Source organism: Streptomyces sp. 6-11-2 (genome assembly GCF_006540305.1).
Taxonomy (GTDB): Bacteria; Actinomycetota; Actinomycetes; order Streptomycetales; family Streptomycetaceae; genus Streptomyces.
The window spans coordinates 1,311,328-1,337,678 of record NZ_BJOR01000001.1; the positions used below are offsets into that span (position 1 = coordinate 1,311,328).

The 26,351-nt window shown below is 72.6% G+C and carries 25 protein-coding genes; 10 read left to right on the top strand and 15 right to left on the bottom strand.

Annotation, left to right across the window (positions count from 1 at the left end; all coding sequences use genetic code 11):
• Positions 1–32 precede the first annotated feature (32 nt).
• Both rsgA and TNCT6_RS42030 read right to left on the bottom strand, forming a co-directional pair.
• Positions 33–1,163 (bottom strand): ribosome small subunit-dependent GTPase A, encoded by a 1,131-nt coding sequence (gene rsgA, locus TNCT6_RS05290; RefSeq protein WP_253266030.1) that lies wholly within the window; start codon positions 1,161–1,163, stop codon positions 33–35.
• Between the two features lie 168 nt (positions 1,164–1,331).
• Complete coding sequence (locus tag TNCT6_RS42030) at positions 1,332–1,856, bottom strand: respiratory nitrate reductase subunit gamma (RefSeq protein WP_373996153.1); 525 nt, start codon at positions 1,854–1,856, stop codon at positions 1,332–1,334.
• 224 nt (positions 1,857–2,080) lie between these two features.
• Between TNCT6_RS42030 and TNCT6_RS05300 the strand changes: the two genes are divergently transcribed.
• Entirely contained in the window at positions 2,081–2,503 is a 423-nt protein-coding gene (locus TNCT6_RS05300; protein WP_141357072.1) for a pyridoxamine 5'-phosphate oxidase family protein, read from the top strand.
• An 81-nt stretch (positions 2,504–2,584) separates the two neighbouring features.
• Here TNCT6_RS05300 and TNCT6_RS05305 read toward each other — a convergent pair whose 3' ends face one another.
• Both TNCT6_RS05305 and TNCT6_RS05310 read right to left on the bottom strand, forming a co-directional pair.
• Complete coding sequence (locus TNCT6_RS05305; protein WP_141357074.1) at positions 2,585–3,613, bottom strand: nitroreductase family protein; 1,029 nt, start codon at positions 3,611–3,613, stop codon at positions 2,585–2,587.
• A gap of 303 nt (positions 3,614–3,916) precedes the next feature.
• A complete protein-coding gene (locus TNCT6_RS05310) occupies positions 3,917–4,807 on the bottom strand; it encodes a pyridoxamine 5'-phosphate oxidase family protein (protein ID WP_141357075.1) in 891 nt (296 codons plus the stop codon).
• A 226-nt stretch (positions 4,808–5,033) separates the two neighbouring features.
• On the opposite strand from TNCT6_RS05310, the gene TNCT6_RS05315 reads away from it, so the two are divergent.
• Positions 5,034–5,708, top strand: coding sequence for a CBS domain-containing protein (locus TNCT6_RS05315; RefSeq protein WP_141357077.1), 675 nt, complete (start codon positions 5,034–5,036; stop codon positions 5,706–5,708).
• Between the two features lie 48 nt (positions 5,709–5,756).
• On the opposite strand, the gene TNCT6_RS05320 is transcribed toward TNCT6_RS05315, so the two are convergent.
• The 4 genes from TNCT6_RS05320 to TNCT6_RS05335 all read right to left on the bottom strand — a co-directional run bounded on the left by TNCT6_RS05320 (position 5,757) and on the right by TNCT6_RS05335 (position 12,287).
• Positions 5,757–6,443, bottom strand: coding sequence for a response regulator transcription factor (locus TNCT6_RS05320; RefSeq protein ID WP_141357079.1), 687 nt, complete (start codon positions 6,441–6,443; stop codon positions 5,757–5,759).
• 144 nt (positions 6,444–6,587) lie between these two features.
• A complete protein-coding gene (locus TNCT6_RS05325) occupies positions 6,588–8,972 on the bottom strand; it encodes a phosphoketolase (protein ID WP_141357081.1) in 2,385 nt (794 codons plus the stop codon).
• A gap of 202 nt (positions 8,973–9,174) precedes the next feature.
• Complete coding sequence (locus TNCT6_RS05330) at positions 9,175–10,731, bottom strand: cellulose-binding domain-containing protein (protein ID WP_141357083.1); 1,557 nt, start codon at positions 10,729–10,731, stop codon at positions 9,175–9,177.
• A 215-nt stretch (positions 10,732–10,946) separates the two neighbouring features.
• On the bottom strand, positions 10,947–12,287 hold the full coding sequence (locus tag TNCT6_RS05335; RefSeq protein ID WP_141357085.1) for a radical SAM protein: 1,341 nt from the start codon (positions 12,285–12,287) through the stop codon (positions 10,947–10,949).
• Between the two features lie 171 nt (positions 12,288–12,458).
• Between TNCT6_RS05335 and TNCT6_RS05340 the strand changes: the two genes are divergently transcribed.
• Positions 12,459–13,706 (top strand): FAD-binding protein, encoded by a 1,248-nt coding sequence (locus TNCT6_RS05340; protein ID WP_141357087.1) that lies wholly within the window; start codon positions 12,459–12,461, stop codon positions 13,704–13,706.
• Here TNCT6_RS05340 and TNCT6_RS05345 read toward each other — a convergent pair.
• Positions 13,669–14,127: an ATP-binding protein gene (locus TNCT6_RS05345; RefSeq protein ID WP_141357089.1), complete on the bottom strand. Its 459-nt coding sequence runs from the start codon at positions 14,125–14,127 to the stop codon at positions 13,669–13,671. The genes TNCT6_RS05340 and TNCT6_RS05345 overlap by 38 nt on opposite strands.
• A 158-nt stretch (positions 14,128–14,285) precedes the next feature.
• Between TNCT6_RS05345 and TNCT6_RS05350 the strand changes: the two genes are divergently transcribed.
• The 6 genes from TNCT6_RS05350 (at position 14,286) to TNCT6_RS05375 (ending at position 20,272) form a co-directional block, all read left to right on the top strand.
• Entirely contained in the window at positions 14,286–15,134 is an 849-nt protein-coding gene (locus tag TNCT6_RS05350) for a helix-turn-helix transcriptional regulator (protein WP_141357091.1), read from the top strand.
• Complete coding sequence (locus TNCT6_RS05355) at positions 15,131–15,316, top strand: DUF397 domain-containing protein (RefSeq protein WP_141357093.1); 186 nt, start codon at positions 15,131–15,133, stop codon at positions 15,314–15,316. Before TNCT6_RS05350 ends, TNCT6_RS05355 begins: the two co-directional genes overlap by 4 nt.
• A complete protein-coding gene (locus tag TNCT6_RS05360) occupies positions 15,309–16,082 on the top strand; it encodes an alpha/beta fold hydrolase (protein WP_141357095.1) in 774 nt (257 codons plus the stop codon). Before TNCT6_RS05355 ends, TNCT6_RS05360 begins: the two co-directional genes overlap by 8 nt.
• A 320-nt stretch (positions 16,083–16,402) precedes the next feature.
• Positions 16,403–17,782 (top strand): DUF11 domain-containing protein, encoded by a 1,380-nt coding sequence (locus TNCT6_RS41640; protein WP_141357097.1) that lies wholly within the window; start codon positions 16,403–16,405, stop codon positions 17,780–17,782.
• 184 nt (positions 17,783–17,966) lie between these two features.
• Positions 17,967–19,118, top strand: coding sequence for a cellulose binding domain-containing protein (locus TNCT6_RS05370; protein WP_141357098.1), 1,152 nt, complete (start codon positions 17,967–17,969; stop codon positions 19,116–19,118).
• A gap of 38 nt (positions 19,119–19,156) precedes the next feature.
• Complete coding sequence (locus TNCT6_RS05375) at positions 19,157–20,272, top strand: lytic polysaccharide monooxygenase (RefSeq protein WP_141357100.1); 1,116 nt, start codon at positions 19,157–19,159, stop codon at positions 20,270–20,272.
• On the opposite strand, the gene TNCT6_RS05380 is transcribed toward TNCT6_RS05375, so the two are convergent.
• The 3 genes from TNCT6_RS05380 to TNCT6_RS05390 are packed head-to-tail and all read right to left on the bottom strand — an operon-like array spanning position 20,253 to position 21,987.
• A complete protein-coding gene (locus tag TNCT6_RS05380; protein WP_141357102.1) occupies positions 20,253–21,113 on the bottom strand; it encodes an isocitrate lyase/phosphoenolpyruvate mutase family protein in 861 nt (286 codons plus the stop codon). The two genes, TNCT6_RS05375 and TNCT6_RS05380, sit on opposite strands and share 20 nt — an antisense overlap.
• On the bottom strand, positions 21,110–21,568 hold the full coding sequence (locus TNCT6_RS05385) for a hypothetical protein (RefSeq protein WP_141357104.1): 459 nt from the start codon (positions 21,566–21,568) through the stop codon (positions 21,110–21,112). Before TNCT6_RS05385 ends, TNCT6_RS05380 begins: the two co-directional genes overlap by 4 nt.
• Positions 21,569–21,618: 50 nt before the next feature.
• Positions 21,619–21,987 (bottom strand): VOC family protein, encoded by a 369-nt coding sequence (locus TNCT6_RS05390; protein WP_141357106.1) that lies wholly within the window; start codon positions 21,985–21,987, stop codon positions 21,619–21,621.
• A 72-nt stretch (positions 21,988–22,059) separates the two neighbouring features.
• On the opposite strand from TNCT6_RS05390, the gene mmuM reads away from it, so the two are divergent.
• Positions 22,060–22,998, top strand: coding sequence for a homocysteine S-methyltransferase (mmuM, locus tag TNCT6_RS05395; RefSeq protein ID WP_141357108.1), 939 nt, complete (start codon positions 22,060–22,062; stop codon positions 22,996–22,998).
• A 637-nt stretch (positions 22,999–23,635) separates the two neighbouring features.
• Here mmuM and TNCT6_RS05400 read toward each other — a convergent pair.
• From TNCT6_RS05400 to TNCT6_RS05410, 3 genes are all read right to left on the bottom strand, one after another.
• Positions 23,636–25,207, bottom strand: coding sequence for a carboxylesterase/lipase family protein (locus TNCT6_RS05400; protein WP_172632805.1), 1,572 nt, complete (start codon positions 25,205–25,207; stop codon positions 23,636–23,638).
• Between the two features lie 116 nt (positions 25,208–25,323).
• Positions 25,324–25,539, bottom strand: coding sequence for a PLD nuclease N-terminal domain-containing protein (locus TNCT6_RS05405; protein ID WP_141357110.1), 216 nt, complete (start codon positions 25,537–25,539; stop codon positions 25,324–25,326).
• Between the two features lie 131 nt (positions 25,540–25,670).
• A complete protein-coding gene (locus tag TNCT6_RS05410; RefSeq protein ID WP_141357112.1) occupies positions 25,671–26,324 on the bottom strand; it encodes a ThuA domain-containing protein in 654 nt (217 codons plus the stop codon).
• Between the last annotated feature and the right edge of the window lie 27 nt (positions 26,325–26,351).

Consider the following 26,351-nt stretch of genomic DNA (forward strand, 5'->3'; position numbering starts at 1 on the left):
CGGATGACGGGTGACGGGTGACGGGTGACGGGCTAGCGCCACCGCCCCCGCTTGGCCTCCATCGCGGCCCGGCCCTCGGCGCCCTTGCGCTTCCAGTCCCGCCGGATCTCCGAGCGCAGCCGCGCGTCGGTCTTGGCGACGATCCACTGGTTCTCGCGCAGGAGCTTGCGGTAGCTCTCCAGCCGCCGCTGGGGCAGCTCACCGGCGTCGACGGCGGCGAGCACCGCGCACCCCGGCTCGCTGTCGTGGGCGCAGTCGTGGAACCGGCACCGTCCGGCCAGCTCCTCGATCTCGGAGAACACCTGTCCGACCCCGCTCTCGGCGTCCCACAGGCCCACTCCGCGCAGTCCCGGGGTGTCGATCAGCACGCCGCCGCCCGGCAGCGCGAGCAGGTTGCGGGTGGTGGTCGTGTGCCGGCCCTTGCCGTCGACGTCCCGTGCGGCCTGTACGGTCATCACGTCCTCGCCGAGCAGCACGTTCGCGAGCGTGGACTTGCCCGCGCCGGACGATCCGAGCAGCACGGACGTGCCCGAGGAGACGACGGCGAGGAGGACGTCGAGCCCGTCGCCGGTCATGGCGCTGACGGGCAGCACCGGCACACCGGGCGCGCTCGTCTCCACGTCCTGGACGAGATACCCCAGCCCCGTCGCGTCCGGCACGAGGTCGGCCTTGGTCAGCACGATCAGCGGCTGCGCGCCGGATTCCCAGGCCAGTGCCAGGTAGCGCTCGATGCGGCCGAGGTCGAGTTCGACCGCGAGGGACACCGCGACGATCGCGTGGTCGACGTTGGCGGCGAGGATCTGGCCCTCGGACCGCTTGGACGAGGTGGAGCGCACGAAGGCGGTGCGGCGCGGCAGCGTCGTGCGGGCGTAGCGCGGGTTGCCGCCGGGCTCGACGGCGACCCAGTCGCCGGTGCACACCACCCGCATCGGGTCGTGCGGGGTGACGAACGCGGTGTCGGCGCGCAGCACACCGCCGGCGGTGACGACGTCGCACTGCCCCCGGTCCACGCGGATCACCCGGCCCGGCAGCAGGCCTTCGGCGGTGTACGGGGTGAAGACCGACTCCCAGCCCTCGTCCCAGCCGTAGGGGGCGAGAGGATGCGGCGAGACGGAAGAAGGAACGGAGGGAGCGGAAGGAACGGAAGAAGCGGAGGAACGCAAGGGGGAACCCTTCACGAGGGCGGCCCCGACGGCCCGCGACGGTGCGCGCGGGCGTGGCAGGAGGTGTCAGCCGGTGGCCGCGGAGGTGGAGTGGATGGTCCTGTCGTTGCGGGCAGCGCCCATTACCGAGACAGCCATGGGTCACACCTCCTCTTTCTCCGCGAGAACTCAGCGAACTCTGGGAACCGGCAGCGGCGGCCGCCGGCCTCCGCGTGATGCGAGCCTCACGGTAGGGGAGCGCGGGGAAGCGGCGCCACCGGATTTACGCCGGCGCCGCCCGCCGTCACCCGATGCGCTCCCAGCCGCGCCGAGGCGAGGCTCGCGGCTGCGGTGGACGATGCAGGGGCGGGTGAGGCAGCCCAGCGGTGCGGTGAGCATGTGGACCAGCCGGGCGAAGGGCCAGGCCGCGAAGAGCAACAGGACGCTGAGGGCGTGGAGTTGGAACAGCAGTGGCACGCCGCTCATCAGTTCCGGGCGCGGTTGCAGGGCGAAGACGGACCGGAACCAGGGGGAGTTGGTCTGCCGGAGGACGAAGACGGCGGGGGCGAGGGCGAGGTAGGGCAGCACCACCCACAGCAGGATGCCGCCCGTGCCGGCCTGAGCCACCGTGGTGAGGGGGTGCGCGGGGTCTCCGGCGGTGAAGAGCCGGGCGAGGTAGCCGACGAGGGCAGCGCGAACGGCGCGGCCCGGCACCCGCGCACCCGCGCACCCGCGCACCCGCGCACCCGCGCACCCGCGCACCCGCGCACCCGCGCACCCGCGCACCCGCGCACCCGCGCACCCGCGCACCAGAGGATTCCACCGACCGGAGCGCCGCCCCTCGAAACGTCGGGGCCTGGGGCGTCGGGCGGGACCCCGCCGAAGATGTGGGCCAACAGGCCCTAACGGCGGGCCGGGTGCGCGGCGACCATGGAAGGGTGTCCGACAACGATGGCTTTCGCTCGATGGACCGGCAGGAGTGCCTGCGCCTGATGGCCGAGGTACCGGTGGGCCGTGTCGTTTACACGCGGCAGGCACTGCCCGCGGTGCTGCCCGTCAACTTCGCCCTGGCGGCGGACGCGTCCGTCCTGCTGCGTACCTCCGCGGGCTCCGACCTCGTCCGTGCCGTGGACGGTGTCGTGGTCGCCTTCGAGGCGGACGCGTTCGACGCGCAGAGCCGGTCGGGCTGGAGCGTGGTCGTCACCGGCCGGGCCACCGTGGTGACCGATCCGGTCGAGCACGAGCGTCTCCTGCGGACCGGGCCGCGCTCCTGGATGCCGATCGAGGAGGACGTCTTCGTCCGCATCGAGGCCACGATGGTCACCGGACGGGAGCTCACGGATCTGCGCGTCGCCAATTGAGCGGCCGCGCGTCACCGGTTGAGGGCACGGAGGGGTCGGGGCGGACGTTCGGTCCGCCGCCCGGCCCCTCGTCGTGTGCGTTCAGCCCGTCCCGCCCGTGGGGCCTGCCGGTGTTTCGTCCGTGCCCGCCGGTGTTTCATCCGTGGGGGTCAGCCGGGTGGCTGCGCGCGGGGTGCGGCCGCCCTCCGGGCCGTAGCCGAAGCGGATCAGCAGGTGGGGGCGGCACCGAAGCCTCGGGGCGGCCATCGTCGCCCGCAGGTCGGGCCACTCCATCGCCTGGTGCAGCATCGAGGTGCGCACTCCGAACCGGGTGGCCACCAGCAGGGCCCGCTCCATCGCCTGCCCCGCGCGCAGCCAGTCCTCCCGCCGGTCGTGCGGGGTCCACAACAGGGCCACCTGCGCGTGCCGTTCGAATCGCAGGGCGGGCGGTCGCAGCCCGGGCAGCGGGCCGGTGAAGTCCCGCATCGGCATCCGCCCCGCCGTGTCCCGCGGGCCGAGCGAGGTGAGCGGAATGCCGTGCGGGAGGCGCATGTCCGGCGTGTTGACCCAGGCCCTGGTCTCGGCGGTGCGGGCCGGGTCGGCGGCGTTGCGCGCCTCGGCCTGCGCGGTCAGGCTCAGCAGGCGCCGGGTGCCGGCGAAGTCGGGCACCTCCAGGTGCGCCCCCTCGATCCGCGCCGCCTTGACCATCTCCAGCACGATGTGCTCCGGCACCGGCCGCCCGGTGAAGGGCATCCGGCTGGTGTGCCGGCGCGCGACCGCGTCGTACAGGCCTGCGTACGAGGGCTGTGCGTCCGGGGCCGCCACGAACAGCCGGACGGTGGCCAGCAGGCCGGGGTCGCGCGGGTCGGGCAGGAGCGTCACGAGCGGGTCCCAGCCGAGGTGTGCCGCGGCGACGCGGAGGTTGAAGACGGCCGCGCCCACGGAGAGGTGCTGGGCACGCTGCCGCGGATCGGTCAGCGGCAGGGACCGCGAGTCGGCGCGGACGTGGATGGACCGGGTGTCGGCGTCCATGCCGAACCGCCAGGGCTGGGTGTTGTGGATCGACGGAGCCGCCACGGCCGAGTACAGCAGGCTCTCCAGGGTGGTCGCGTCGACTGCCGGTGTCCGCATGACGACTCCTCCATGGGCTCCCTTGACGCTTGCCCGTCCACCTTCCTGCGCCGACCGGCCGGGGCGGAAGGGCTCAGCGGGCCCTCGGCAGGGCCGCAGGTCCCGACCGGGCCGCGGCTGCACGGCCGGGGCCGGACGGCCCTGGTGCCGCGGCGGCCCGTGTGGTGTCATGAAAGTGACGGGAAGGACCGGAAGACGCGGGGAAGCGGCGGAGAAGCCGTGCACCGCGCAATCAGGATCCGCGAGAAGTGGATTGTCCTTCCCGTCCGATCGTGTCCGGCCGAAGCCCGGACCCCGCCCCGCTCACCGGTCCGCGGGAGTGATGCGGCGTCCCGTCAGACGAGCGGGGCGGATACGCACCCAGAGGGTCCGCGGCCCGCCCGCCCAGGGGTCGGAGTGGACCCGCTGCTCCAGTCGGCGCACCGCTTCGGCGTCCGTGACCGCTTCGGCGCGGCCGACCGCCAGCACGCTCCAGCCCTGGCTCATCGTCTCGTCGACCTGGTCCACCTCGAAGGCCACCTCGTGGCCGACGGCCGCGGCGGGGACCGCGTCGGGCTCGGTGCGGAAGACGAGCGAGTCGTCCACCACGTCGTAGTTGACCGGGAGGACGGCGGGCCCGTCCGGGCCGGTCAGCGCGATACGCCCCACTCCGTGCGTCGACAGCAGCGCCCGGCACTCGTCCGGGCCGAGGTCGGTCAGCCGGGGGTGGAGCAGCGCCTGTCCCTGCCCGGGCGGCACGTCCTGGTCGCCGCCGCTCAGCGTGATCAGTGTGGTGTCCAGCGCGTCGGCCAGCCGTACGACGGTCCCCATCCCCGGCGCCGACGGGCGCTGCTCGAGATAGGCGAGGTACTGCGGGGACATCCGGGCCCGGCCCGCCGTCTCCTCCAGGCTCAGTCCCCGCTTCCGGCGGGCGGCCGCCAGACGCCTGCCGAAGTCCCCCGGCCGGCCCGGCCCGGCGCGGGAGGGTTCCGCGGGGGCCTGTCCGCCGGCCGTGGTCTCCTCGTCCTCCCCCGGGTGCCGGACATGCGCGTCCGGCCCTGGGAACACCAGCGTGATCTCGCCGGTGTCGGACCAGCGCACGTCGTACGGCGGGGTGCCGTCCTCGTGGTGCAGGCCGACGATCTCACCGTCCCGCCGGACGTCGCCGGTGACCGGGCTTTCGACGACCAGTCGGTCGCCCAGCTGAGCGTGCATGGCCATCCCTCCCTGAACGGGGTCCGCCCTCCAGGATCGCCCGACCCCGCCGCCCGCACCAACGGGCCCGAGGTCCCTCGCAAAAGGGACGAACGGCGCCGTCCTCGTACACGAGGGGCCCAAGCCCGCCCGGGTGTGCCACCGCCACCCTGGAGAGTGCGGGCCCGCGCGTGAACCGCGGACCGGCGCACGCGAACCGGTCGGGCGGACCGAAGGGAGAGACGTCATGCGACACCGTACGGTGGATGACCTCATGACCCGCGGAGTCGTCCGGGTCCGCCGGGACACCCCGTTCAAGCAGGTCGCCAAGGTGCTGGCCGACAACGAGGTGACGGCCGTGCCCGTGGTCGACGAGTCGGACCGTCCCGTGGGGGTGGTCTCCGAGGCGGACCTGCTGCGCACGGTGGCCGTGCGCCCGGACCCGGCCGGCCTGCTGCCCGGAACGCGGGCGGAGGGCGCCGGGCACGGTGGCTCCGCCGCCGGCACCGCCGAGGACCTGATGACGGCACCGGCGGTGTGCGCGCGCCCCGAGTGGACCGTCGTGGAGGCCGCGCGCCTGATGGACGCGCACCGGGTCAAGCGACTGCCCGTGGTCGACGAGGGCGGCACCCTCGTGGGCATCGTCAGCCGCGGCGACCTGCTGCGGGTCTTCCTCCGGCGCGACGAGGCCATCTTCGAGGAGATCACCCAGGACGTGCTCGCGCGGACCCTCGGGCTCACCCCGGCGGACGTGACGGTCGCGGTGTCCGACGGCCGGGTCTCGCTGAAGGGGACCGTGCGGACCAGGAGCCTCGTCGCGGTGATCGAGCGGCTGTGCGGCGGGGTCGACGGCGTGGTGTCGGTGAGCACCGACATCATCTACCGGTCCGACGACACCGGCGGACACACCGGCCACGCATGAGGCACCGGCGCCGATGGACGAAGGCCGGGAGGTCTGGTCAGGTCCCGGTCAGGAGGTCCCGCGCAGCCGGTCCTTGGCCTGGGTGGCGATGACGGCGGCCTGGATGCGCCGCTCCACGCCGAGCTTGGCGAGCAGACGGGAGATGTGGTTCTTCACCGTCTTCTCGGCCAGGTAGAGGCGCTGGCCGATCTGGCGGTTGGTCAGTCCCTCGCCGATCAGGGCCAGGATCTCCCGTTCCCGGTCGGTGAGGCCGGGCAGCGTGTCCGGCTCCTCCGGCTGCTGTCCGCCCCGCAGCCGGGCCATCAGCTTCGTAGTGGCGCTGGGGTCGAGCAGTGACTGGCCGCTCGCCACCGTGCGCACCGCCGAGACCAGGTCCGAGCCCCGGATCTGCTTCAGCACATAGCCGGAGGCACCCGCCATGATCGAGTCCAGCAGCGCCTCCTCGTCGTCGAACGAGGTCAGCATCAGGCAGGCCAGTTCCGGCAGACGGGAGCGCAGCTCGCGGCAGACGGTCACGCCGTCGCCGTCCGGCAGCCGGACGTCCAGCACCGCGACGTCCGGTCGCAGGGCGGGGACACGCACCAGTGCCTGATCGGCGGTAGCGGCCTCGCCGACCACCGTGATGTCCGGTTCGTCGTTCAGCAGGTCGTGCACCCCTCGCCGTACCACCTCGTGGTCGTCGAGGAGGAAGACCCGGATCGGGGTGTCGGGTCCGGCCTGCTCACGGTCCGCCATCGGTCGCTCCTTGTGATGTGTCGGCTTACCTCAAGGATCCTTCCCCGAAGCGCGTGCGCGGACCAGGGCCGGTCGGCCCTGGTCCGCGCACACCCGGGATGGGATCCTGCCGGCCGCCCCGCGCGCCGGACGGCGACGCCGGGGTCAGCCGTCCCAGGACCAGTCCGCCACCTCGGGCAGGTCCACGCCGTGCTCCCGGATCCAGGCGTGGTGGCGCAGCCGGGTGTCCTCCATCCGCTGGCGGACGGCCGCGGCGCGCACCGCGAGGCCGGGGACGCGGTCGATGACGTCCATGACCAGGCGGTAGCGGTCCAGGTCGTTGCTCACCACCATGTCGAACGGCGTGGTCGTGGTGCCGATCTCCTTGTAGCCGCGCACGTGCAGGTGGGGGTGGCCCGCCCGGCGGTAGGCGAGTCGGTGGATCAGCCACGGGTAGCCGTGGTAGGCGAAGATCACCGGCTTGTCCCGGGTGAACAGCCCGTCGTACTCGAAGTCGGTCATCCCGTGCGGGTGCTCCCCGCTGGGCAGCAGCCGGGCGATGTCCACGACGTTGACCACGCGCACGGCCAGGTCGGGCAGGTGCCGGCGCAGCAGCTGGGCGGCGGCCAGCACCTCCTGGGTCGGCACGTCGCCCGCGCAGGCCAGCACCACGTCCGGTTCGCGGTTGCCGTCCTCGGTGCCGGCCCACTCCCAGATGCCGGCGCCGCGCGCGCAGTGCACCGTGGCCTGCTCCATGGAGAGCCAGTCGAAGCAGGGCTGCTTGCCGGCGACGATCACGTTGACGTAGTCGCGGCTGCGCAGCGCGTGGTCGGCCACGGAGAGCAGGGTGTTGGCGTCCGGCGGGAAGTAGACCCGGACCGCTTCGGGGCTCTTGTTCAGGATGTGGTCGACGAAGCCGGGGTCCTGGTGGGAGAAGCCGTTGTGGTCCTGGCGCCACACGTGCGAGGTCAGCAGGTAGTTGAACGAGGCGATGGGGGCCCGCCAGGGCAGCCGGCGGGTGGTGCGCAGCCATTTGATGTGCTGGTTGACCATCGAGTCGACGATGTGCACGAAGGCCTCGTAGCAGGAGAACAGTCCGTGCCGGCCGGTGAGGAGGTAGCCCTCCAGCCAGCCCTGGCAGGTGTGTTCGGACAGGATCTCCATGACCCGGCCGTGCGGGTCGAGGTGCTCGTCCACCGGCAGGGTCAGTGCCTGCCATGCCTTGCCGCTGGCGCCGTAGACGGCCTGGAGGCGGTTGGAGGCCGTCTCGTCCGGGCCGACGAGCCGGAAGTCGCGCCGGTCGGTGGTGGCGGCCATGACGTCCTCGAGCAGGTCGCCGAGGACACGGGTGGGTTCGTGGAGGGTCGCGCCGGGCTTGTCGACCTCGACGGCGTACTTCTCCAGCGGGGGCAGGGGCAGTTCGCGCAGCAGGAGCCCGCCGTTGGCGTGCGGGGTGGCGCCGAGCCGGCGGGTGCCGTGCGGGACGCAGGAGAGCACGGCGGGGCGCGGGGTGCCGTGCTCGTCGAACAGTTCCTCGGGGCGGTACGAGCGCAGCCACCGCTCCAGCTGCCGCAGGTGCTCGGGATTGTCCCGGACACCGGCCAGCGGGACCTGGTGGGAGCGCCAGGTGCCCTCCACGGGCAGCCCGTCGACCTCGGCGGGTCCGGTCCAGCCCTTGGGGGTGCGCAGCACGATCATGGGCCAGCGGGGCCGTTCCGTGGCACCGTCGGTGCGGGCGGCGCGCTGGAAGGCGGCGATACGGTCGAGCGCGGTGTCCATGGCCGCGGCCATGGCGCGGTGCACGGCGGCCGGGTCGTCGCCGGTGACGTGGATCGGGTCGTGGCCGTAGCCCCTGAGCAGTTCGTCGAGTTCCGCCTCGGGGAGGCGGGCCAGGACGGTCGGGTTGGCGATCTTGTAGCCGTTGAGGTGGAGGATCGGCAGGACCGCTCCGTCGTGGACCGGGTCGAGGAACTTGTTGGAGTGCCAGGACGCGGCCAGCGGGCCGGTCTCCGCCTCGCCGTCGCCGATCACGCAGGCGACGACCAGGTCCGGGTTGTCGAGCGCGGCGCCGTAGGCGTGCGAGAGGGAGTAGCCGAGTTCGCCGCCCTCGTGGATGGAACCCGGTGTCTCGGGGGCGACGTGGCTGGGCACCCCGCCGGGGAAGGAGAACTGCTTGAACAGCCGCGCCATGCCGGACGTGTCCCGGGTGATGTCCGGATAGGTCTCGGTGTACGAGCCCTCCAGCCAGGAGTTGGCGAGCACGGCGGGCCCGCCGTGCCCCGGACCCCAGATGCACACGGCGTTCAGGTCACGGGCCTTGATGACGCGGTTGAGGTGGGTGTGGACCAGGTTGAGGCCGGGCGAGGTGCCCCAGTGGCCGAGCAGGCGCGGCTTGATGTGTTCCGGGCGCAGCGGTTCGGCCAGCAACGGGTTGCCCATGAGGTAGATCTGGCCGACGGAAAGGTAGTTCGCGGCGCGCCAGTGGGCGTCCAGCGTCGCGAGCTCCTCCTCCGTGAGCCCGGCGGCTGCCTGCTGCGTCTCGACGGACATCGGGTTTCCTTCCGGGGCGGGACAGCGGTCGGGGGTACCGCGTGCCGGTGGCACACGCTCCCACCCTCCATGCCCCGCCCGGGTACCCGACAGGGCCGTTCGGGTCACTCCTCGGAGCGGGCCGCCGGAACGCCGGAACGCCACGCCACCGGGCCGCTCACGGTCCTGGGATCAGACCGCCGGGCCGCTCACGGTCCTGGGATCAGGCCGTCGCGCAGCTGTGGCCGTTGAGCGTGAAGTCGTACGGCGTGGAGTTGTGGCCGTGCCAGGTGCCGAGGAAGCCGAAGGACAGGGTGCCGTTCGCGGGGACGGACTTGTTGTACTCGGCGGCGGTGGCGGTGACGCGGGAGCCGTTCTGGGCCACGGTCGCGTCCCACATCTGACCGACCTGCTGCCCGTCGGGGAAGGACCAGGCGACGCGCCAGGTGTCCAGGGAGCGGGCGGTGGTGACCGTGACCTTGGCCTGGAAACCGTCGGTCCACTGGTACGTCAGGTCGTAGTCGACCCGGCAGGCCCCCGGCCCGCCGCTCCCCTGCCCGCCCGTCGCCGGGTCGCCCGCCCCTGGCCCGTCCGTCGCGGGATCGGGCGAGTCGCCCCCGTCGGCGGTGGCCGAGGCGGTTCCCTGCGGCTCCGGGTCGGGGTTCTCACGGCCGGACCGGGTCGCCGCGCCGCTCGCGGACGATTCGTGGGCCGCGGACACCGAGGCCGCCACGGACGCGGACGGCAGGGGGTCGGCGGCGGGCGGGGCGGCGACCGGGTCGTCGGCCTGGCGGCCGTCGGCGACCGGCTGACGGCCGGCCTCACCGTGCGCGGCGTCGTTCGCGGAGCCGTCGAACGGCATCATGGACACGGCCAGCGCCAGCCCGGACAGGGCGACCGCCGCGGCGAGCAGGCCGCCGCGCACGACCCGCGCCCGAGCGGCGCCCTCCTGCGGCTCCCCGCCGGTGCCGGCCGCCGCGGAGCGGTGGGCGCCGAGGCGCACCTCGGCGGCCCGGCGGCGGCGCTCCAGGTAGGCCAGGCCGCCCCAGCCGATGACGCCGCCGGCCAGTGCGGCGGGCAGTCCGCCGCCGTGCGGCCGCAGGCAGGCGGCGGCCTGGGCGCACCCCTCGCAGGTGGCGAGGTGCCGGGAGAGGTCCTCGGGGGTCTCGGCGGCGGACGCGGGACGGGTGACCGCGTCCAGCAGCCCCGCGTAGCCGCGGCACTCCGCGTCCATCGGGGTGTCGAGGTGGTTGCGGCGGCAGCGGTCCCGGAACAGGGCCCGCACCTGGTCGAGTTCCTCGGACACGAGCGCGGGGTCGAGGCCCAGCCGGCGGGCCACCACGGTCGACGGCAGCGCCTCCACCTCGGCCAGCCACAGCAGCGCGGCGTCCGGTTCCTGGAGGTCCCGCAGGGTGCGCAGGGCGAGCGGGCGGTGCGGCGGCGGGCCGCTCCAGCGGGCGGCCTTGTCGGAGTTGAGCCACAGCCGAAGGTCCGGGGCGAGCCGGTCGCCGAGCCCGCCGGCCTCCCAGGTCGCGGCGGTGGCGCGCACGGCGGCCAGCGTCAGCGGGATCGCGGGCAGCCGGGGCGTACGGCGGCCCCGGGACGCGCCGGCCTCGGCGGCCCGTACCTCGCGCACGCCCGCCGCGAAGGCCTCCGCGGCCAGTTGCCCGGCCGCGCCGGAGCCGGCCGTGCACAGGTCGGCGTAGGAGAGCACGGCGTCCCAGCACTCGGCAAGCAGCGCGGCCTCGGTCGCGTCCTGGGGGCTCGGCAGGTCGGGCATGGGTCTCCTGCATCCACGGGCGAGGTCAACTCTCTGCGCTCAGGGAGAAGTTGGGGGGAACCTCGCGGCAGAGCACGAGCTTTTCACGCCTTTGACACAACTGACAAGCCACGTATGCAATTGTCGTGACGGATCCCGTGGTCCTCAACTCCGCTCCGTAGTACGGACTGAAGTCCCCATTCGACTCACGGGACCCGAAAACGCACCGCGGAGGACTACCGCGCCGCCGCCTCGGTCTCCTGGGGCGTCTCCTCCGCCGCCGGCAGGCTGTCCATGAAGGAGCTGACCGAGAAGACCGCGTTCCCGGGGCCGGCCGGGCCGTAGCCGGGGGGCGAGGAGAGGCCGAAGTCGTCCATCGTGGCGCGGTAGGCCTCAAGCAGCCGGATGTGGTACTCCAGCGGCGCGCCCTGCGGGTTGGCCTTGCCCAGCGGGGTGGTGGGCTCCGGGCACCAGGTGGTGAAGCGGGGCGTGATGCCGTGCGACATGAAGAAGCGCAGGCCCTCGGTGGTAGACGCGATGGCCTCGTCGACGGTGGTGAAGCCGAAGGGCTCGGCCATCTCCACGCCCGCCACGAAGTTGGGGATCACATTGCGCGCGCCGAACACCTCGGCGGAGTCCAGGATGCGGCGGTGCCACTCGTCGCGGCCGACGTAGCGCTCCTTGCCCGGGCAGTACAGCTCGAACAGACGTCGGTCCCACACCTCGAAGTTGGGGTGGTAGATCTGCACGCCGTAGTCCTTGAACCGCTGCACGTCCGGCTTCGGCAGCGCCTGCGCGACGACCTTGCCGATCCAGCGGCCCGGGAAGCGCTCCTCGATGGCCTTGGCGTAGTGGCCGTAGAAGTCGGCCTCGTCGCGGCCCGCCACCTTGGAGGTGACGGCGCCACCGGTGAGGGTGTAGGCGGTGGACGCCTTCTGGGTGTCGTACCGGTCGATGATCTCCAGCGCCTCCAGGACCGCCTCGACGTCCTTGACGCCGGTGTAGGGCCGGCCGGCCGCCTTGTGCTGGCGCCAGTTGTGGTTGATGTCGCAGTACTGGCACTCCTCCTTGGCGCCGAAGTACTGGCAGACGCGGAAGACGGTGAGGTAGATCAGGTAGCCCCACTGGATGGTCGGGGCGACCTCCATCACGGACTTCCCGTTGGACAGCTTGTGCCGGTAGTACTCGGGCATGGGCGGCACACCGACGTCGGCGATCCGCTTCCCGTCGAGGTAGAGGCCGAGCAGCCCCTCGTCGTCGGCGGCCACACGGTACGGCGAGGCGGGATTCACCCGTACGGAGACGACGGTCCGCCGCAGGTCGTACGGTCCGCCGGTGAGGATGATCTCCTCCGGCGGCCGCCGCAGCGCGGCCTCCCCCAGCTCGGGCAGGGTGCCGTGGTCGAAGGAGAAGATGAAGTACGACTTCGGCTTGACCTCGCCGCTCTCGTTGTCGCTCAGCGCGGACGGGTCGAAGGCCACACCGCCCCGGAGCAGGTCCTCCTTGAAGACGGCCTCCCGCGGCACGTGCGGGAAGCGCTCCATCAGATCCTCGACCAGCTCGGTACGGCTGTCCATGCCGTTGACTCCTCCCGACTCGCGTGTACGACTTCTCACGGTATGCCTACGCTCGCGCGCGGGTCGTGCCGGGTCCCCCGCACGGACGCCGTGAACCACTGCCCGGCGGCCGTCGGGTAGGTTCCCTCCGGTGGCCTGGTGGGCCGTGGCGTGAGGGGGAGGAGCAGCGGGATGACCGGGACGACCGTGACCAACTGGGCGGGGAACATCACCTACAGCGCCGCGGAGGTGGACCGGCCGGGCTCGCTCGACGCCGTGCGGGAGCTGGTCGCCCGCAGTGCGCGGGTGCGGGTGCTGGGCAGCGGGCACTCCTTCAACGAGATCGCCGACCCGGGCACCGGGGGCACCCTGCTCTCCCTGGAGGCGATGCCCGCCGAGGCCGACGTCGACACGGCGGCCCGCACGGTCCGGGTGGCCGGCGGTCTGCGGTACGCGGAACTCGCCCGCCGGGTGCACGCGCACGGCCTCGCCCTGCCCAACATGGCCTCCCTGCCGCACATCTCGGTGGCCGGCTCGGTGGCGACCGGCACCCACGGCTCCGGCGTCGGCAACGGACCGCTGGCCGCGCCCGTGCGGGAGGTGGAGATCGTCACCGCGGACGGCTCGACGGTCGTCATCGGCCGGGGCGACCCGCGGTTCGGCGGAGCCGTCACCTCCCTCGGCGCGCTCGGCGTGGTCACCGCGCTCACCCTGGACCTGGAGCCCGCCTACGAGGTCGAACAGCACCTGTTCACCGAACTCCCCCTGGAGGGGTTGGACTACGAGACGGTGGCCGCCGCCGCGTACAGCGTCAGCCTGTTCACCGACTGGCGCGACCCGGGCTTCCGCCAGGTATGGCTCAAGCGGCGCACCGACCAGCCGCTGCCCGCCTTCCCGTGGGCGGTACCGGCCAAGGTCGCGCTGCACCCGGTGCCGGGCATGCCGGCGGAGAACTGCACGCAGCAGTTCGGCGTGCCCGGCCCCTGGCACGAGCGACTCCCGCACTTCCGGGCCGAGTTCACCCCGAGCAGCGGCGCCGAGTTGCAGTCGGAGTACCTGCTGCCGCGCCGGTACGCCCTCGACGTCCTGCACGCGATCGACGGGATCCGGGAGACGGTCGCCCCGGTGCTCCAGACGTGCGAGATCCGCACCGTCGCCGCCGACGAGCAGTGGCTGAGCCCCTCCTACGGCCGGGACACCGTCGCCGCGCACTTCACCTGGTTCGAGGACACGGTCGCCGTACTGCCGGTCGTGCGCCGGCTTGAGGAGGCTCTGGCGGACCTCGACCCCCGCCCGCACTGGGGCAAGGTGTTCACCACACCGTCGGCCGCACTGCGCGACCGGTATCCGCGCATGGACGACTTCCGCGTCCTGGCACGGGAGTTGGACCCGGCCGGGAAGTTCACGAACGCCTTCCTCGCGGACCTCCTGACCCCGTGACCCGCACCTCCGCCCACACCATCTTGTAGGCACGGCCCGCCCGCGGCTCCACGCCCCATCGTTCGGACACCGCCGCGACCAGCAGAAGCCCGCGCCCGCCCTCGCCGTCCGGCTCCCGCAGCACCGGGAGCCGTTCGGTCCGCGCGTCGGCCACCTCCACCCGGACGACCGCGCCCTCCCACAGCAGCCGGACGCGGAAGTCCCGCCCGGGGACGCGGCCGTGCCGCACGGCGTTGGCAGCGAGTTCGGCGACGACCAGGGTCACGTTCTCGCCCGCCTCGCCGCCGTACGGGAAACCCCAGGCGTCCATCCGGTGCGCCACGAGCCGCCGCGCGAGCCGGGCACCTCGCGGCGTGCAGCTGAACAACTGACTGAACATACGTACGGTGACGGGCTCCTGGAGCCGGGGGTCTGCGTGCATGGCCCGACGGTTCCGCAGGTCACGCGGGCCGAACCAGTCACGGCGCTCGTACGCTGCGCACTGTAGGAGTTCACGCCATGGACAGTGGGCGTCACTGGGCGTGACCCTGGGTGCCCTCGCGGGGTTGGGAAATTCAGCGGACTCGGGGGGTACCTGCCATGACCGAAACCACCAGCACCAACACGGCCACGACCACCGGCGAGCCCGAACCGTCGGACAGCATGAAGGCGTTCGGGGCGGCACACAAGGCCTTCCGCAAACGGGCGGGCTTCACCCAGGAGGACTACGCCCCGCTCGTCGGCTACCAGCCGGGGACCGTGGCCTCGATCGAACAGGGGCGACGCTTCCCGCCCCGCGTGTTCGTCGAGCGCGCGGAGGAGGTACTGGACGCCTTCGGCGCGCTGAAGGGCGTGTACAAGCACGTCGGCCGGGAGAAGGGGCTGGCGTCCTGGTTCCGCCAGTGGGCGGAGCTGGAGGAGCAGGCGATCAGTTTGTACACCTTCGAGAACCGGCTGGTGCCGGGACTTTTGCAGACGGAGGCGTATGCGCGCACCTTGTTTGACGAACAAGTTCCCGTGCTGACCGACTCCCAGGTCGAAGCTCAGCTCGCTGCTCGGGAGGAGCGCCAGCGCCTGTTGGTGGAACGGCCCAACACGGCGTACAGCTTCATCGTGGAGGAGTACGTCATCCACCGGGCGACCGGCGGCCCGGACGTCAGGCGCGAACTGATCGACCACATGCTGGAGGTCACGAAGCCTCGCAACATCGAGCTGCAGTTGCTGCCCTTGGCGCTGGGCGCCCACGCAGGTATGGCCGGTCCCATCCAGTTGTTGGAGGCCCCGGAGCACGAGTGGTTCGCGTACTGCGAAGGACAGCGAAGCGGCCAACTCCTCGTGGACCCGAAATCGATCAGTGTGCTCCACATGCGTTATGCGAAACTGCGCTCACAGGCTCTTTCTCCGGGCGACACCCGGAACCTGCTGGAGCGAACGCGAGGAGCGCTATGAGCACCGATGAACTGGCCTGGTTCAAAAGCAGCTACAGCAGCAGCGGGGACGGCGACTGTGTCGAGGTGGCCGCCTGCCCCGCCGCCATCCATGTCCGCGACTCCAAGAACACCGCCGGTGCTCAGCTCACCCTCTCCCCCACCGCCTGGTCGGAGTTCACAGGGTTCGCCGCGCATGAGTGACCTCTGCTTCGACGTGTCCGGCAGCGGGCCCGTGCTGCTCGTCATCCCCGGTGGGGCCGGGCATCCCATGGGGCTGGACCGGATGGCGGCGCGTCTCGCCCAGCGCTTCACCGTCGTGACCTACGACCCGCTGGGCCTCGCCCACGGACGACTCGGGCAGCCCGTCAACGACCAGCGGGTCGAGGAGTGGAGCGACGGGGCACGCCGGGTGCTCGACGAGGTCCTGCCCGACGGGGAGTCGGCCTACGTCCTCGGCACCAGTTCCGGTGGCATCGCCGCACTGGACCTGCTGGCCCGTCACCCCGGACGGCTGCGGCACGTCGTCGCGCACGAGCCTCCGAGCGTGGCGGCACTGCCGGACGGGGCACGGCAGCGGGAGCGGTTCCAAGAGGTGTACGACACGTACCGCGCGGCGGGCCCGCAGGCCGCGGGAGCGCGGCTCGCCGTCGTGCTGGAGGAACGGGAGGCGGGAGAGGACGGCCGGGACGGCCAACCCCTCTCCCGTGATGGCGAGTTGTCCTCCCCGATGGCGCTCTTCCTCGCCCATGTGCTCATTCCGTTCACTTCCCACGTACCGCCCGCGGTCCCTCCCTCGGCGCCTCTCACACTCGCTGCCGGCGTCGACTCACGAGGCCAACTCCTGCACCGCACCGCCGCGTTCCTCGCCGAGCGGTACGGCGCCGGCTTCGCGGAATTCCCCGGTGGACACATCGGCGCCGTCCAGCACCCTGAGGCGTTCGCGGACCGCCTTGTGGGGTCCTGGTAGTCCTCGCCGAAAAAGCACCGGAGCAGCGTCAACGTCGATCCACTCCCGACACGCAGCCCCTCTCTGTCACCGTGATCACAAAATGATCTCTTATGGGCGTTTAATAAGGTTTGTCGCTTTTTAGCCCGTCAGGTGTACGGCCGCGCGCTCGCACGCGAAGTGCCTCGCCGTGAGAGAAGGGGTTTGACCCGTAGATGAATGCTTGTCAGCGTCAACATGACGCTCTGCTGCGGCGTTGGGTCAGTCGGATGCCGGCGGCCCGAGACGGTGTCCGGGGTGAGGGCGGGTGGAATCACGGTGCGGTGTCTGCGGGGTGCGCGGTGCTCACCGGAATGGCGCTGCTGGCCGTGACGGCCCCGCCGGTGGCCGCGGCTGCGGCGCGGGTGCGGGCGGCGCCCGCACCGGTGACACAGACGTTCACCTTCACCGGCGCCCCGCAGACCTACACGGTCCCGGCGGGGGCGGTCGTGACGATCACCGCGGACGGCGCGGGGGGCGCCGACAACACCGGCACCGTCTGCGGCTTCACCGGGACCGGGGGCACCGCGGGACGTGTCATCACCACACTGCCGCCAACCACCGCCCCGACGACCTTCACCGTCAATGTCGGCGGCACCGGCGGCAAAGGGTGCAACGGAACCGGCGCCGGCGGATACAACGGCGGCGCACCAGGCGGCACCTCAAGCAACCCCACAGGCTCTTTCCGGCACGGTCCCGGAGGAGGCGGGGCGTCCAGCGTCAGCACCGGCACCAGCCTCCTCGTCGTCGCCGGCGGCGGCGGCGCCGCCGGCGGCACCCCCTTCTCCGGCACCATTACGGGAGGAAACGGGGGCAACAGTGGCACACCAGACGCCGCCGTCGGCACCACCGGAGGATCCGATGGCGGTGGTTCGCCAGGATCTGGCGGGCAAGGCGGCAGCACCACCACCTTGACCGGCGGCACCGGCGGTGCGCCAGGCACCGCCACTGGAGGCTGCACGCCCACCGCGGGCAACCCGGGAATCAGCTTCACGGGCACCACGGTCGGCACCGGCGGCACCGGCGCCTACAACACCGGCAGCTTCTGCGTGGCCGCCGGGGCCGGGGGAGGCGGAGGCGGAGGGTACTTCGCCGGTGGTGGCGGCGGCGCCGCCGCACCCGGCACCAGCGGTTTCGGCCGGGCGGGTGGTGGCGGAGGTGGTGGAGGCAGTAGCTTCGCCACCCCGACGGGCACCGGCACGAGCTATGCGCTGTCCACGATCGGCACGGCGAACAACAACGGCCAACTCGTCATCTCCTACACCCTCGCACCCAAGCTGACCATCACCAAGAGGCACACCGGGCACCTCACCCGAGGCAAGTGGGGCGCCTACACCATCACCGTCCGCAACGCCGGGCCCGGCCCGACCGACGGCACCACCGTCACGGTCCACGACGCCCTTCCGCGAGGGCTGCGCGCTCGCGGGATCAGCGGCCCCGGGTGGAACTGCAACCAGAAAACCCTCACTTGCACACGCACCAACCCGCTGCCCGCCAAGAGCTCCTACCCGCCCATCACCCTCAAGGCCGAGGTCTCCCGCAACGCCCCCCACCACGTCACCAACCGTGCCACCGTCAGCGGCGGCGGCGACCCCACCACGCACAGCGCCACCGACCGCACCTCCATCAGGCACGAGTACCACCACACGCACCGCCACAAGAGGTACCAGTCGCACAAGTGATTGATCGCGGATCGGGTAAGGACCCCTGCCGGCCACTTACCCGATCCGCTTTTCTCACTCGCAGTCTTGTCAGGGGCATGCATCGCTTCTATAGTCCGGTTCTAAACGATGGGAGCGCTCCCACAGAAGCGCGAACGGGAGCACTCCTCCTCCCCACGACGTCGCCCCTCGAAGAGGCCCCCCTATGCGACTGCCGCCCCATCGGCTCGACCCCGCGCGCGGCTTACTGTGCGCGCTGCTCACCGCACTCGCCCTGGTCGCCGCCTTCCTGGCGGCCGCTCCGGCGGCGCGCGCCGACACACAGATCTGCGACGCCTTCGGAACAACCACGATCCAGGGCCGCTACGTCGTCCAGAACAACCGCTGGGGCACCGACGCCGCCCAGTGCATCACCGTCACGGACTCCGGCTTCCGGATCAACCGGGCCGACGGCTCGGCGGCCACCAACGGCGCTCCGAAGTCGTACCCGTCCGTCTACAACGGCTGCCACTACACCAACTGCTCGCCGGGCACGGCGCTCCCGGCCCGGCTGGACACCATCTCCAGCGCGCCCACCAGCATCTCGTACGGCTATGTCAGCGACGCGGTCTACGACGCCGCCTACGACATCTGGCTGGACCCGACGGCCCGCAAGGACGGCGTGAACCGGACCGAGATCATGGTCTGGTTCAACAAGGTCGGGCCGATCCAGCCGGTGGGTTCGCAGACCGGCACGGCCACGGTCGCCGGCCGGTCCTGGCAGGTGTGGTCCGGCAGCAACGGCTCCAACAACGTGCTGTCCTTCGTCGCCCCCTCGGCGATCACCAGCTGGAACTTCGACGTGATGGACTTCGTCCAGCAGGCGGTCTCCCGTCAACTGGCGTCGAACAACTGGTACCTGACGAGTGTGCAGGCAGGCTTCGAACCCTGGCAGAACGGCACCGGGCTCGCGGTGACGTCGTTCTCCTCCGAGATCCGCACGGGTGGCAACGGCGGCGGAGGCAACGGTGGCGGCGGGGGCGGCAACCCCGGTGGCCAGACCGCCTGTTCGGTGACGTACGCCACGAATGTCTGGCCGGGCGGGTTCACCGCCGACGTCACCGTCCGCAACACCGGCTCGACGGCGGTGAACGGCTGGCAGCTCGGCTTCACCCTGCCCTCCGGGCAGCGCGTCACCAGCGCCTGGAACGCCACGGTGAACCCGACCTCGGGTGCCGTCACGGCGTCCGCCCTGTCGCACAACGCGCAGCTGGCGCCGGGCGGCAGCCAGACGTTCGGCTTCCAGGGCGCCTACAGCGGCACGTTCGCCGCACCGAACGCCTTCACCCTCAACGGCACTGCCTGCAACACCGCCTGAGACGCACCACCACCCCCACAAGGAAGGACGGACCGAACGTGGCTCGACGCAGCAGACTCTTATCGGTGGCGGCGGCCTTCGCCACCCTCCTCGCGGCACTGGGCCTGACCCTTCTCGGTCAGGGCCGCGCCGAGGCGCACGGCGTGGCGATGATGCCCGGTTCGCGCACCTATCTGTGTTACGTGGACGCCCGCACGGCGACCGGCAGTCTCGATCCGACGAACCCCGCGTGCCGGGACGCCATGAACAAGAGCGGTGCCACGCCGCTGTACAACTGGTTCGCGGTGCTCGACTCCAACGCCGGTGGCCGGAACCAGGGTTACGTCCCGGACGGCACCCTGTGCAGCGCGGGCGACCGCTCGCCGTACGACTTCTCCGCCTACAACGCCGCCCGCGCCGACTGGCCCAGGACCCATCTGACCTCCGGGTCCACGATGGAGCTCCAGTACAGCAACTGGGCCGCCCACCCGGGTGACTTCCGCGTCTACCTGACCAAGCCCTCCTGGTCGCCCACGGCCCAGCTGCGCTGGGCCGACCTGGACCTGATCCAGACCGTCAGCAACCCGCCGCAGGTGGGGTCGCCCGGCACCGACGGCGGGCACTACTACTGGAACCTCCCGCTGCCCTCCGGCCGTTCGGGCAACGCGCTGCTCTTCATCCAGTGGGTGCGCTCCGACAGCCAGGAGAACTTCTTCTCCTGCTCGGACATCGCCTTCGACGGCGGCCACGGCGAGGTGACGGGCATCCGGAACTCCGGCTCGTCCACCCCGACCCCGACGCCCACTCCGACCCCGACTCCCACCCCGACTCCCACCCCGACGCCGACGCCCTCCGGTCCGCAGACCGGCTCCTGCATGGCCGTGTACAACGTGGAGAACTCCTGGAGCGGCGGCTTCCAGGGTTCCGTGCAAGTGATGAACCACGGCACGGCACCGCTGAACGGCTGGACGGTGACGTGGAAGCCCGGCACCGGTACCAAGATCAGTAGCGCCTGGAACGGCAACCTGACCACCGCCGGAGACGGCACGATCACGGTCAAGAACGCCGACTACAACCGGACCGTACCCCCTGACGGCAGTGTCTTCTTCGGATTCACCGCCACGTCCACGGGCAACAACTTCCCGGTCGGTTCGGTCAGCTGCACCGCGAGCTGACACCCACACCGTCCCTCACCCGGGCGCGCCGGCATCCCGCCGGCGCGCCCTCTCCTGGGCGGCGGGGAACTCCGCTCGCGCTTCCCTCCTGGGCGCTGAGCGCCTGCACCTCCGCGTACGAGGGAGCGGCGCCCCGTGGAGTGCGCCCGTCCGCGACGGCGGCCATCGCCTCCACGGCGGCGCCCAGCGCCACCCGGTACAGCAGGGAGCCGAGGCTGATCCGGCGTACGCCGAGGTCGGCGAGGTGGGGGACGGTGGGGCCGGCCGGGGAGTAGAGGATGTTGAGGGGTGCGTCGAGCTGCTCCACGAGGGCGGTGATCGCCTCGGGTTCGGTCAGCCCGGGGACGAACACCCCGTCGGCGCCCGCCTGTTGGTAGAGGTCGAGCCGGCCCAGTGTCCGTGTGACGTCTCCGTCGCCCAGCCAGTACGTGTCCGTGCGCGCGTTGACGAACAGGCCGGGGGCGGCGGACTTCACCGCGGTGATCTTCGCGGCGTGCCGGCCGGGCGGCCCGAGCCCGTCCTCCAGGTTGATGCCGCGGGCCCCCGCCTCCCACAGGCGCCGGGCGAACTCGGCCACCTCGTCCGGGTCTTCGCTGAACCCGCCCTCCGCGTCGACGGTGAGCAGGAAGGGCTGCGAGCCGAGGACGCGTGCGAGGCGGAGGGTGAGCTCGCGGGTCGCGGCGGCGCCGTCGGGCAGTCCGGCGGAGGCGGCGACGCCGAGGCTGGTGGTGCCGATGGACGGGAATCCGCGGGCGGCGAGCAACAGGGCGGAGGCCCGGTCCCAGGCGTTCGGCAGCAGCAGCGGCTCGTCGGCCCGGTGGAGGTCGGCGAAGGCGGTCATGACAGGTCTCCGACGGCGTCCGCGTAGTACGTGGATCCGGCGAGGTGGCGGGCGAGTTCGCGGAAGCTCCAGCCCTCGCCCGGCGAGTGGTCGAGCTGCTCGTCGGTGAGCGCGTCCAGGCGGTTGGCCCAGATCCGGGCCAGTCGGGTCAGACGGCTGCGCGTCTCGTCGAGATCCTCGGGGGTGAAGGGGGCCCGGTCGGACTCGGTCGTGATCGCGGAGGCGTGCCAGTGGTCGGGCCGGGGCTCTTCTCCGGCCAGCCGCGCCTCCATTTCGGCCAAGTGGTCGATCATGTGGTCGGCGACGCGGCGGATCGCCTTGTGCGGGGTGTACACACGGCCGTCGACGCGGGCGGGCATGCCGTCCCAGGCGGTCCAGGTGGCGGCCAGTTCGAGTACGTGGTCGACCATGGAGGTGACGGCTGCGGCGGGTGTCTCGTGGACGGTCTCGCTCATGCGGCCCACGCTAGGGGCCGGTTGTTTCGGTACCGGCCGAACCGTTCCAGTCAGCCCGCCCGCTCCCCCGCGCCGCGCTCCACGCAGAACTCGTTCCCCTCCGGGTCGGCGAGCACCGCCCAGCCCGTGCCGTCCGGGTTGCGGCGGTCGGCGACCAGCGTCGCGCCGAGGCCCAGCAGCCGCTCCACCTCCTCGTCGCGGGTGCGGTCCTGCGGCTGGAGGTCCAGGTGTACGCGGTTCTTGACCGTCTTGGCGTCCGGCACCGTGACGAAGAGCAGGCCGGCGCCCTCGATCAACGCCTCGTCGTCACCCGGCTCGTCGTCCTCGTGCACCGGAAGGTCCAGGACCTTGGACCAGAAGGTGCCCAGGGCGTGGGCGTCGGCGCAGTCGATCGTGACGTGACGTATGGCGGAGGTCATACGGGGATGATGTCAGGGCGTCCGGGACCGTGCAGGGGAATTCCGCGGGGCCCGATCGGCTAGCGTCGTGCCATGGACAGCGTCATCCCCAGTGTCACCTCCCCCGCCCTCGCCGACGCGCTCGACGGCGGGACGGTCGTGCTCGACGGCGGTATGTCCAACCAGCTGGAGTCGGCCGGGTACGACCTGAGTGACGAGCTGTGGTCGGCGCGGCTGCTGGCCGAGCGGCCGGAGGCGGTCACTCAGGCGCACCTGGCGTACTTCGAGGCGGGGGCGAGCGTGGCGATCACCGCGAGCTACCAGGCCACCTTCGAGGGGTTCGCGCGGCGGGGGATCGGACGGGAACGAGCCGCCGGACTCATGCGGCTGAGCGTGGAGTCGGCGCGGGAGGCGGCGCGGCGGGCGCGCGCGCTCGGGGTGGTACGGCCGTTGTGGGTGGCCGCGTCGGCGGGGCCGTACGGGGCGATGCTCGCCGACGGCTCCGAGTACCGGGGCCGGTACGGACTCACCGTCGACGAGCTGGAGCGTTTCCACCGGCCCCGCCTGGAGGTGCTGGCCGCCGCCCGGCCCGACGTGCTGGCGCTGGAGACGGTGCCCGACGCGGAGGAGGCGCGGGCGCTGCTGCGGGCGGTGCGCGGGCTGAGGGTGCCGGCCTGGCTCTCGTACACCGTCGCCGGTGACCGCACGCGCGCCGGGCAGCCGCTGGAGGAGGCGTTCGCCCTGGCCGCCGACGCGGACGAGGTGATCGCGGTCGGCGTGAACTGCTGCGCGCCCGGCGACGCTGCGGCCGCGGCGCGCACGGCCGCCCGGGTCACCGGCAAACCGGTCGTGGTCTACCCCAACAGCGGCGAGTCCTGGGACGCCGAGTCCCGCTCCTGGACCGGCCGCTCCACCTTCACCCCGGCCCAGGTGGACCGCTGGCGCGCCGCCGGCGCCCGCCTGATCGGCGGTTGCTGCCGAGTGGGCCCCGAGGCGGTCGCGGAGATCGCCCGCGCGCTGTCGCCCCGGTAGCGGGCCCACGGCACCCTCACGGGACCGGCGGCCACCAGCCGGCGCGCACAACACCGCCGCCCCCCTCCCGACGGCCGGCCGGACTGCGGCTCCTGCCGAACGGAACCGGGCGATCACGGAGATGGCCCGCACGCTGTCGACCGCGCGGCCGCAGCACCGTGCCCCGGGGCGAACCAGCGGTCAGTGCAGCGGCCAGAACACCGCCGCCCCCTCCACCATCCGCGCGGCGACTCCTGCCGGACCGAACCGGGCGATCACGGAGATGGTCCGCGCGCTGTCGATCGCGCAACCGCAACACCGCCCTCTCCCCGACGCGAACCACCGATCGGTGCAGCAGGCACGACACCGCCGTCCCCTCCACCATCGGCCGGCGACTCCTGCCGGACCGAACCAGGTGATCACAGCGGTGGCCCGCGTGCTGTCGGTCCCGTAGCCGCAGCACCGCCCCCTCCCCGGCGCAATCCACCGGTCAGAACACCCGCACCCCGCCCCGCACCCGTCCGGTCGGCGGCGGCTTCTGCCGGGCGCAGCCCGGGGCGAACACGGAGTTCGCCCGGTTGCTGTCGACGCCCCGGCCGGTCGTCGCGGGCCCGCCCAGTTCACGCTGCCGTGGCTCCCTCCCCCCGGCGAAGAATCGTCAGCGGCCGCTCACGCCGTCCACGCCCCCCGGGCGGCGCAGGCGTCGTACCACCGCGCGGAGTTCCGTGGCGCGGGGCCGGGTGCCGTCGAGGGTGGGCGGCGGCTCGGGGGCGGCGGTCCAGAGGGCGAGTTCGGCGTCGCGTGGGCCGTGGACGGTGTGGGGCGGGCCGTCGCCGAAGACGTGTACCGGGTGGGTGGCGTCCCAGGGCTGCCAGCCGGGGTCGCCGTCGGTGGCGAAGCGGACCCAGGCCGCGTGCATGGCGTCGGCCAGCTCCTGCGGGGCGCCCTCCCCGGCCAGTCTGCGGGAGTCCGAGAGGTCGCCGGTGTCGAAGACGAAGCCGAGTTCCAGGGCGTGGCAGGCACCGAGGTCCGGCAGCAGCGAGGGCCAGGCGAACTCGTAGACGTACGACGAGCCCGGACGCGCGTCGGCCAGGCGGTGCAGCGGGCGGCGCAGCAGGTGGTCGGTGACCAGCTGCCCGACGATCTCGGCGGTGCCGGCCCCGGGGCGCAGCGCCCGGTAGCCGCGGACCACCTCGTGTCCGCAGTGGCAGCGGGCCATGGCGGCGGCCAGCGCGACGGCACCGAGCCGGTCGACGCGCTCCAGCAGCCCGCCCGGGACCAGCCACAGCCGGTACTCGTCGCGGGTCCAGCCCATGAGGAGGTCCGCTCCCCGCGCCGCGTCGCCCTCCACCAGGGCCTGGAGCGGGTCGCGCGGGACGAGGTCGCCGTCGACGACGATGCCGAGGGCGGGCCCGCCGAGGACCGGACCGCCGAGCCGGCCGACCTCGGCCTGGGTGCGCAGCAGCAGGTCCCGGTCGACGGCGGCGAACGCCTCCGCGGTGGCGGGCACCTTCAGCCGGGTCGCCATGCGCCGCACCATCCGCCGTACGTTGCCGCGGTCGGCGGCCTCCGGCGGCCCGCTCTGGAGGACCGCGCGGCGGAACAGGCCCTGGGCCTGCGGGGCGGCGATGAGGGCGCCGATGCTGATGGCTCCGGCCGACTGGCCGCACAGGGTGATCCGGTCCGGATCGCCGCCGAAGGCCCCGATCGCCTCGTGGACCCAGCGCAGAGCGGCGAGCTGGTCGCGCAGGCCGGGGTTGGCGGGGGCGTCCGGGAAGAGTCCGTAGCCCTCCACGCCGAGCCGGTAGTTCACGGAGACCAGGACGACGCCGTCACGGGCGAAGGCACGCCCGTCGTAGACGGGCACGGCGGAGGAGCCGCGGGTGAGCGCGCCGCCGTGCAGCCAAACCATGACGGGGAGCCGGGCTGCCGGGTCCGGATCGGGTGTCCACACGTTGAGGTTGAGGCAGTCGTCGCCGGGGACTACGGGGTCGGACAGGTACCGGGCGAAGGCCTCGGAGTACGGAGGCTTCGGCGCGGTCGGGCCGAAGAGGGCGGCGGCGCGCACACCGTCCCAGGGCTCGGGCGGCACCGGAGGCCGGAACCGCCGGGGGCCGAAGGGGGGTGCGGCGTACGGGACGCCGCGGAACACGGCCACTCCGTGCTCATGTCTGCCTCGCACCGCCCCGTAGGGGGTGGTGACCACGGGGTCCGATCTGCCGGCCGTCATGCGCCCACCAGCCCTTCGCCGCGTCTCACACCGGTATCACCGAAGCGCACCGCCGTCTTCCGGTATTCCGGGCGCGGGGTGCCGGCACCGCCGTCCGGTGGAAGTCCGGTGGAGCGCTAGCGGTTCTCGCTGCGGCCGAACCTCAGATAGGCGACCAGGCCGATCACGTTGCCGAAGGCGCAGACGGCCAGCCATGCCAGGGGCGAGAGCTGGCTGGTATCGGGGTGCCGCGAGATGTCGATCATGCAGGGGACGGCGGGGACGAGGGCCACCAGCGGCACGATCGCCATCCACGGGGTGGAGGACGACGCGGGGAAGGAGTCGGCGAGCACAGGAGGTCTCCTTCGCTAAGGATGGAAAGGGCGGACGTGGTGGTCATGGGCGGGATACCGGATCGATACCGGTAATGATCGGTCCCGACAAGGAAAACGGTGGCGGCGGCCGTAGCGCCCCGGGCCGGACCTCACCCGGCGACGGGCCCCACCGCCCACTCGATCCCGCCGCGCAGATGGGCCCGGAAGTCCGGGTCCGCGTAGGCCTCGGAGGCATGGCCGAGCGCCGTGTAGAAGACGCGGCCCCGGCCCTGTTCGCGGCACCACACCAGGGGGTGGTCGGTGCCCATGCCCCCGCCGCGGTACGACGACTCGTCGGCGCGGGCCAGGACCCGTACGGCGCCGCGCGGGTTGGTGCGGAAGTCGTACCACTCGTCGGTGAAGGCCCACTCGGCGGGCAGGTGCCGGGTGGCCGGATGGTCGCGGTCCTCGACCAGGACCCGGCCCGGCTGGTACTCCGGGTGCCGGGCGAACCGGGCGCCGAGCAGTTCGCCGTAGTACGGCCAGTCGTACTCCGTACAGGCCGCCGCGTGCACGCCGACGAACCCGCCGCCCCGCTCGACGTACGCGGCGAGGCGCTTCCGGCCGGCCGGGGTGAGCACCTCGCCGCTGGTGGAGAGGAAGACGACGACGGCGTACCGCTCCAGGGGCCGGGCGAGGGCCTCGGGGTCCTCGGTGTGCTCGACCTCGAAGCCGTCGAGGGCACGCAGCGCGTCGACGGCGTCCGGGATGGAGTCGTGGCGGTAGTCGGCGGTACGGGTGTGGACGAGGAGTCGGCGGTCCATGGCGGACGACCCTACGCCGCCGCCGGG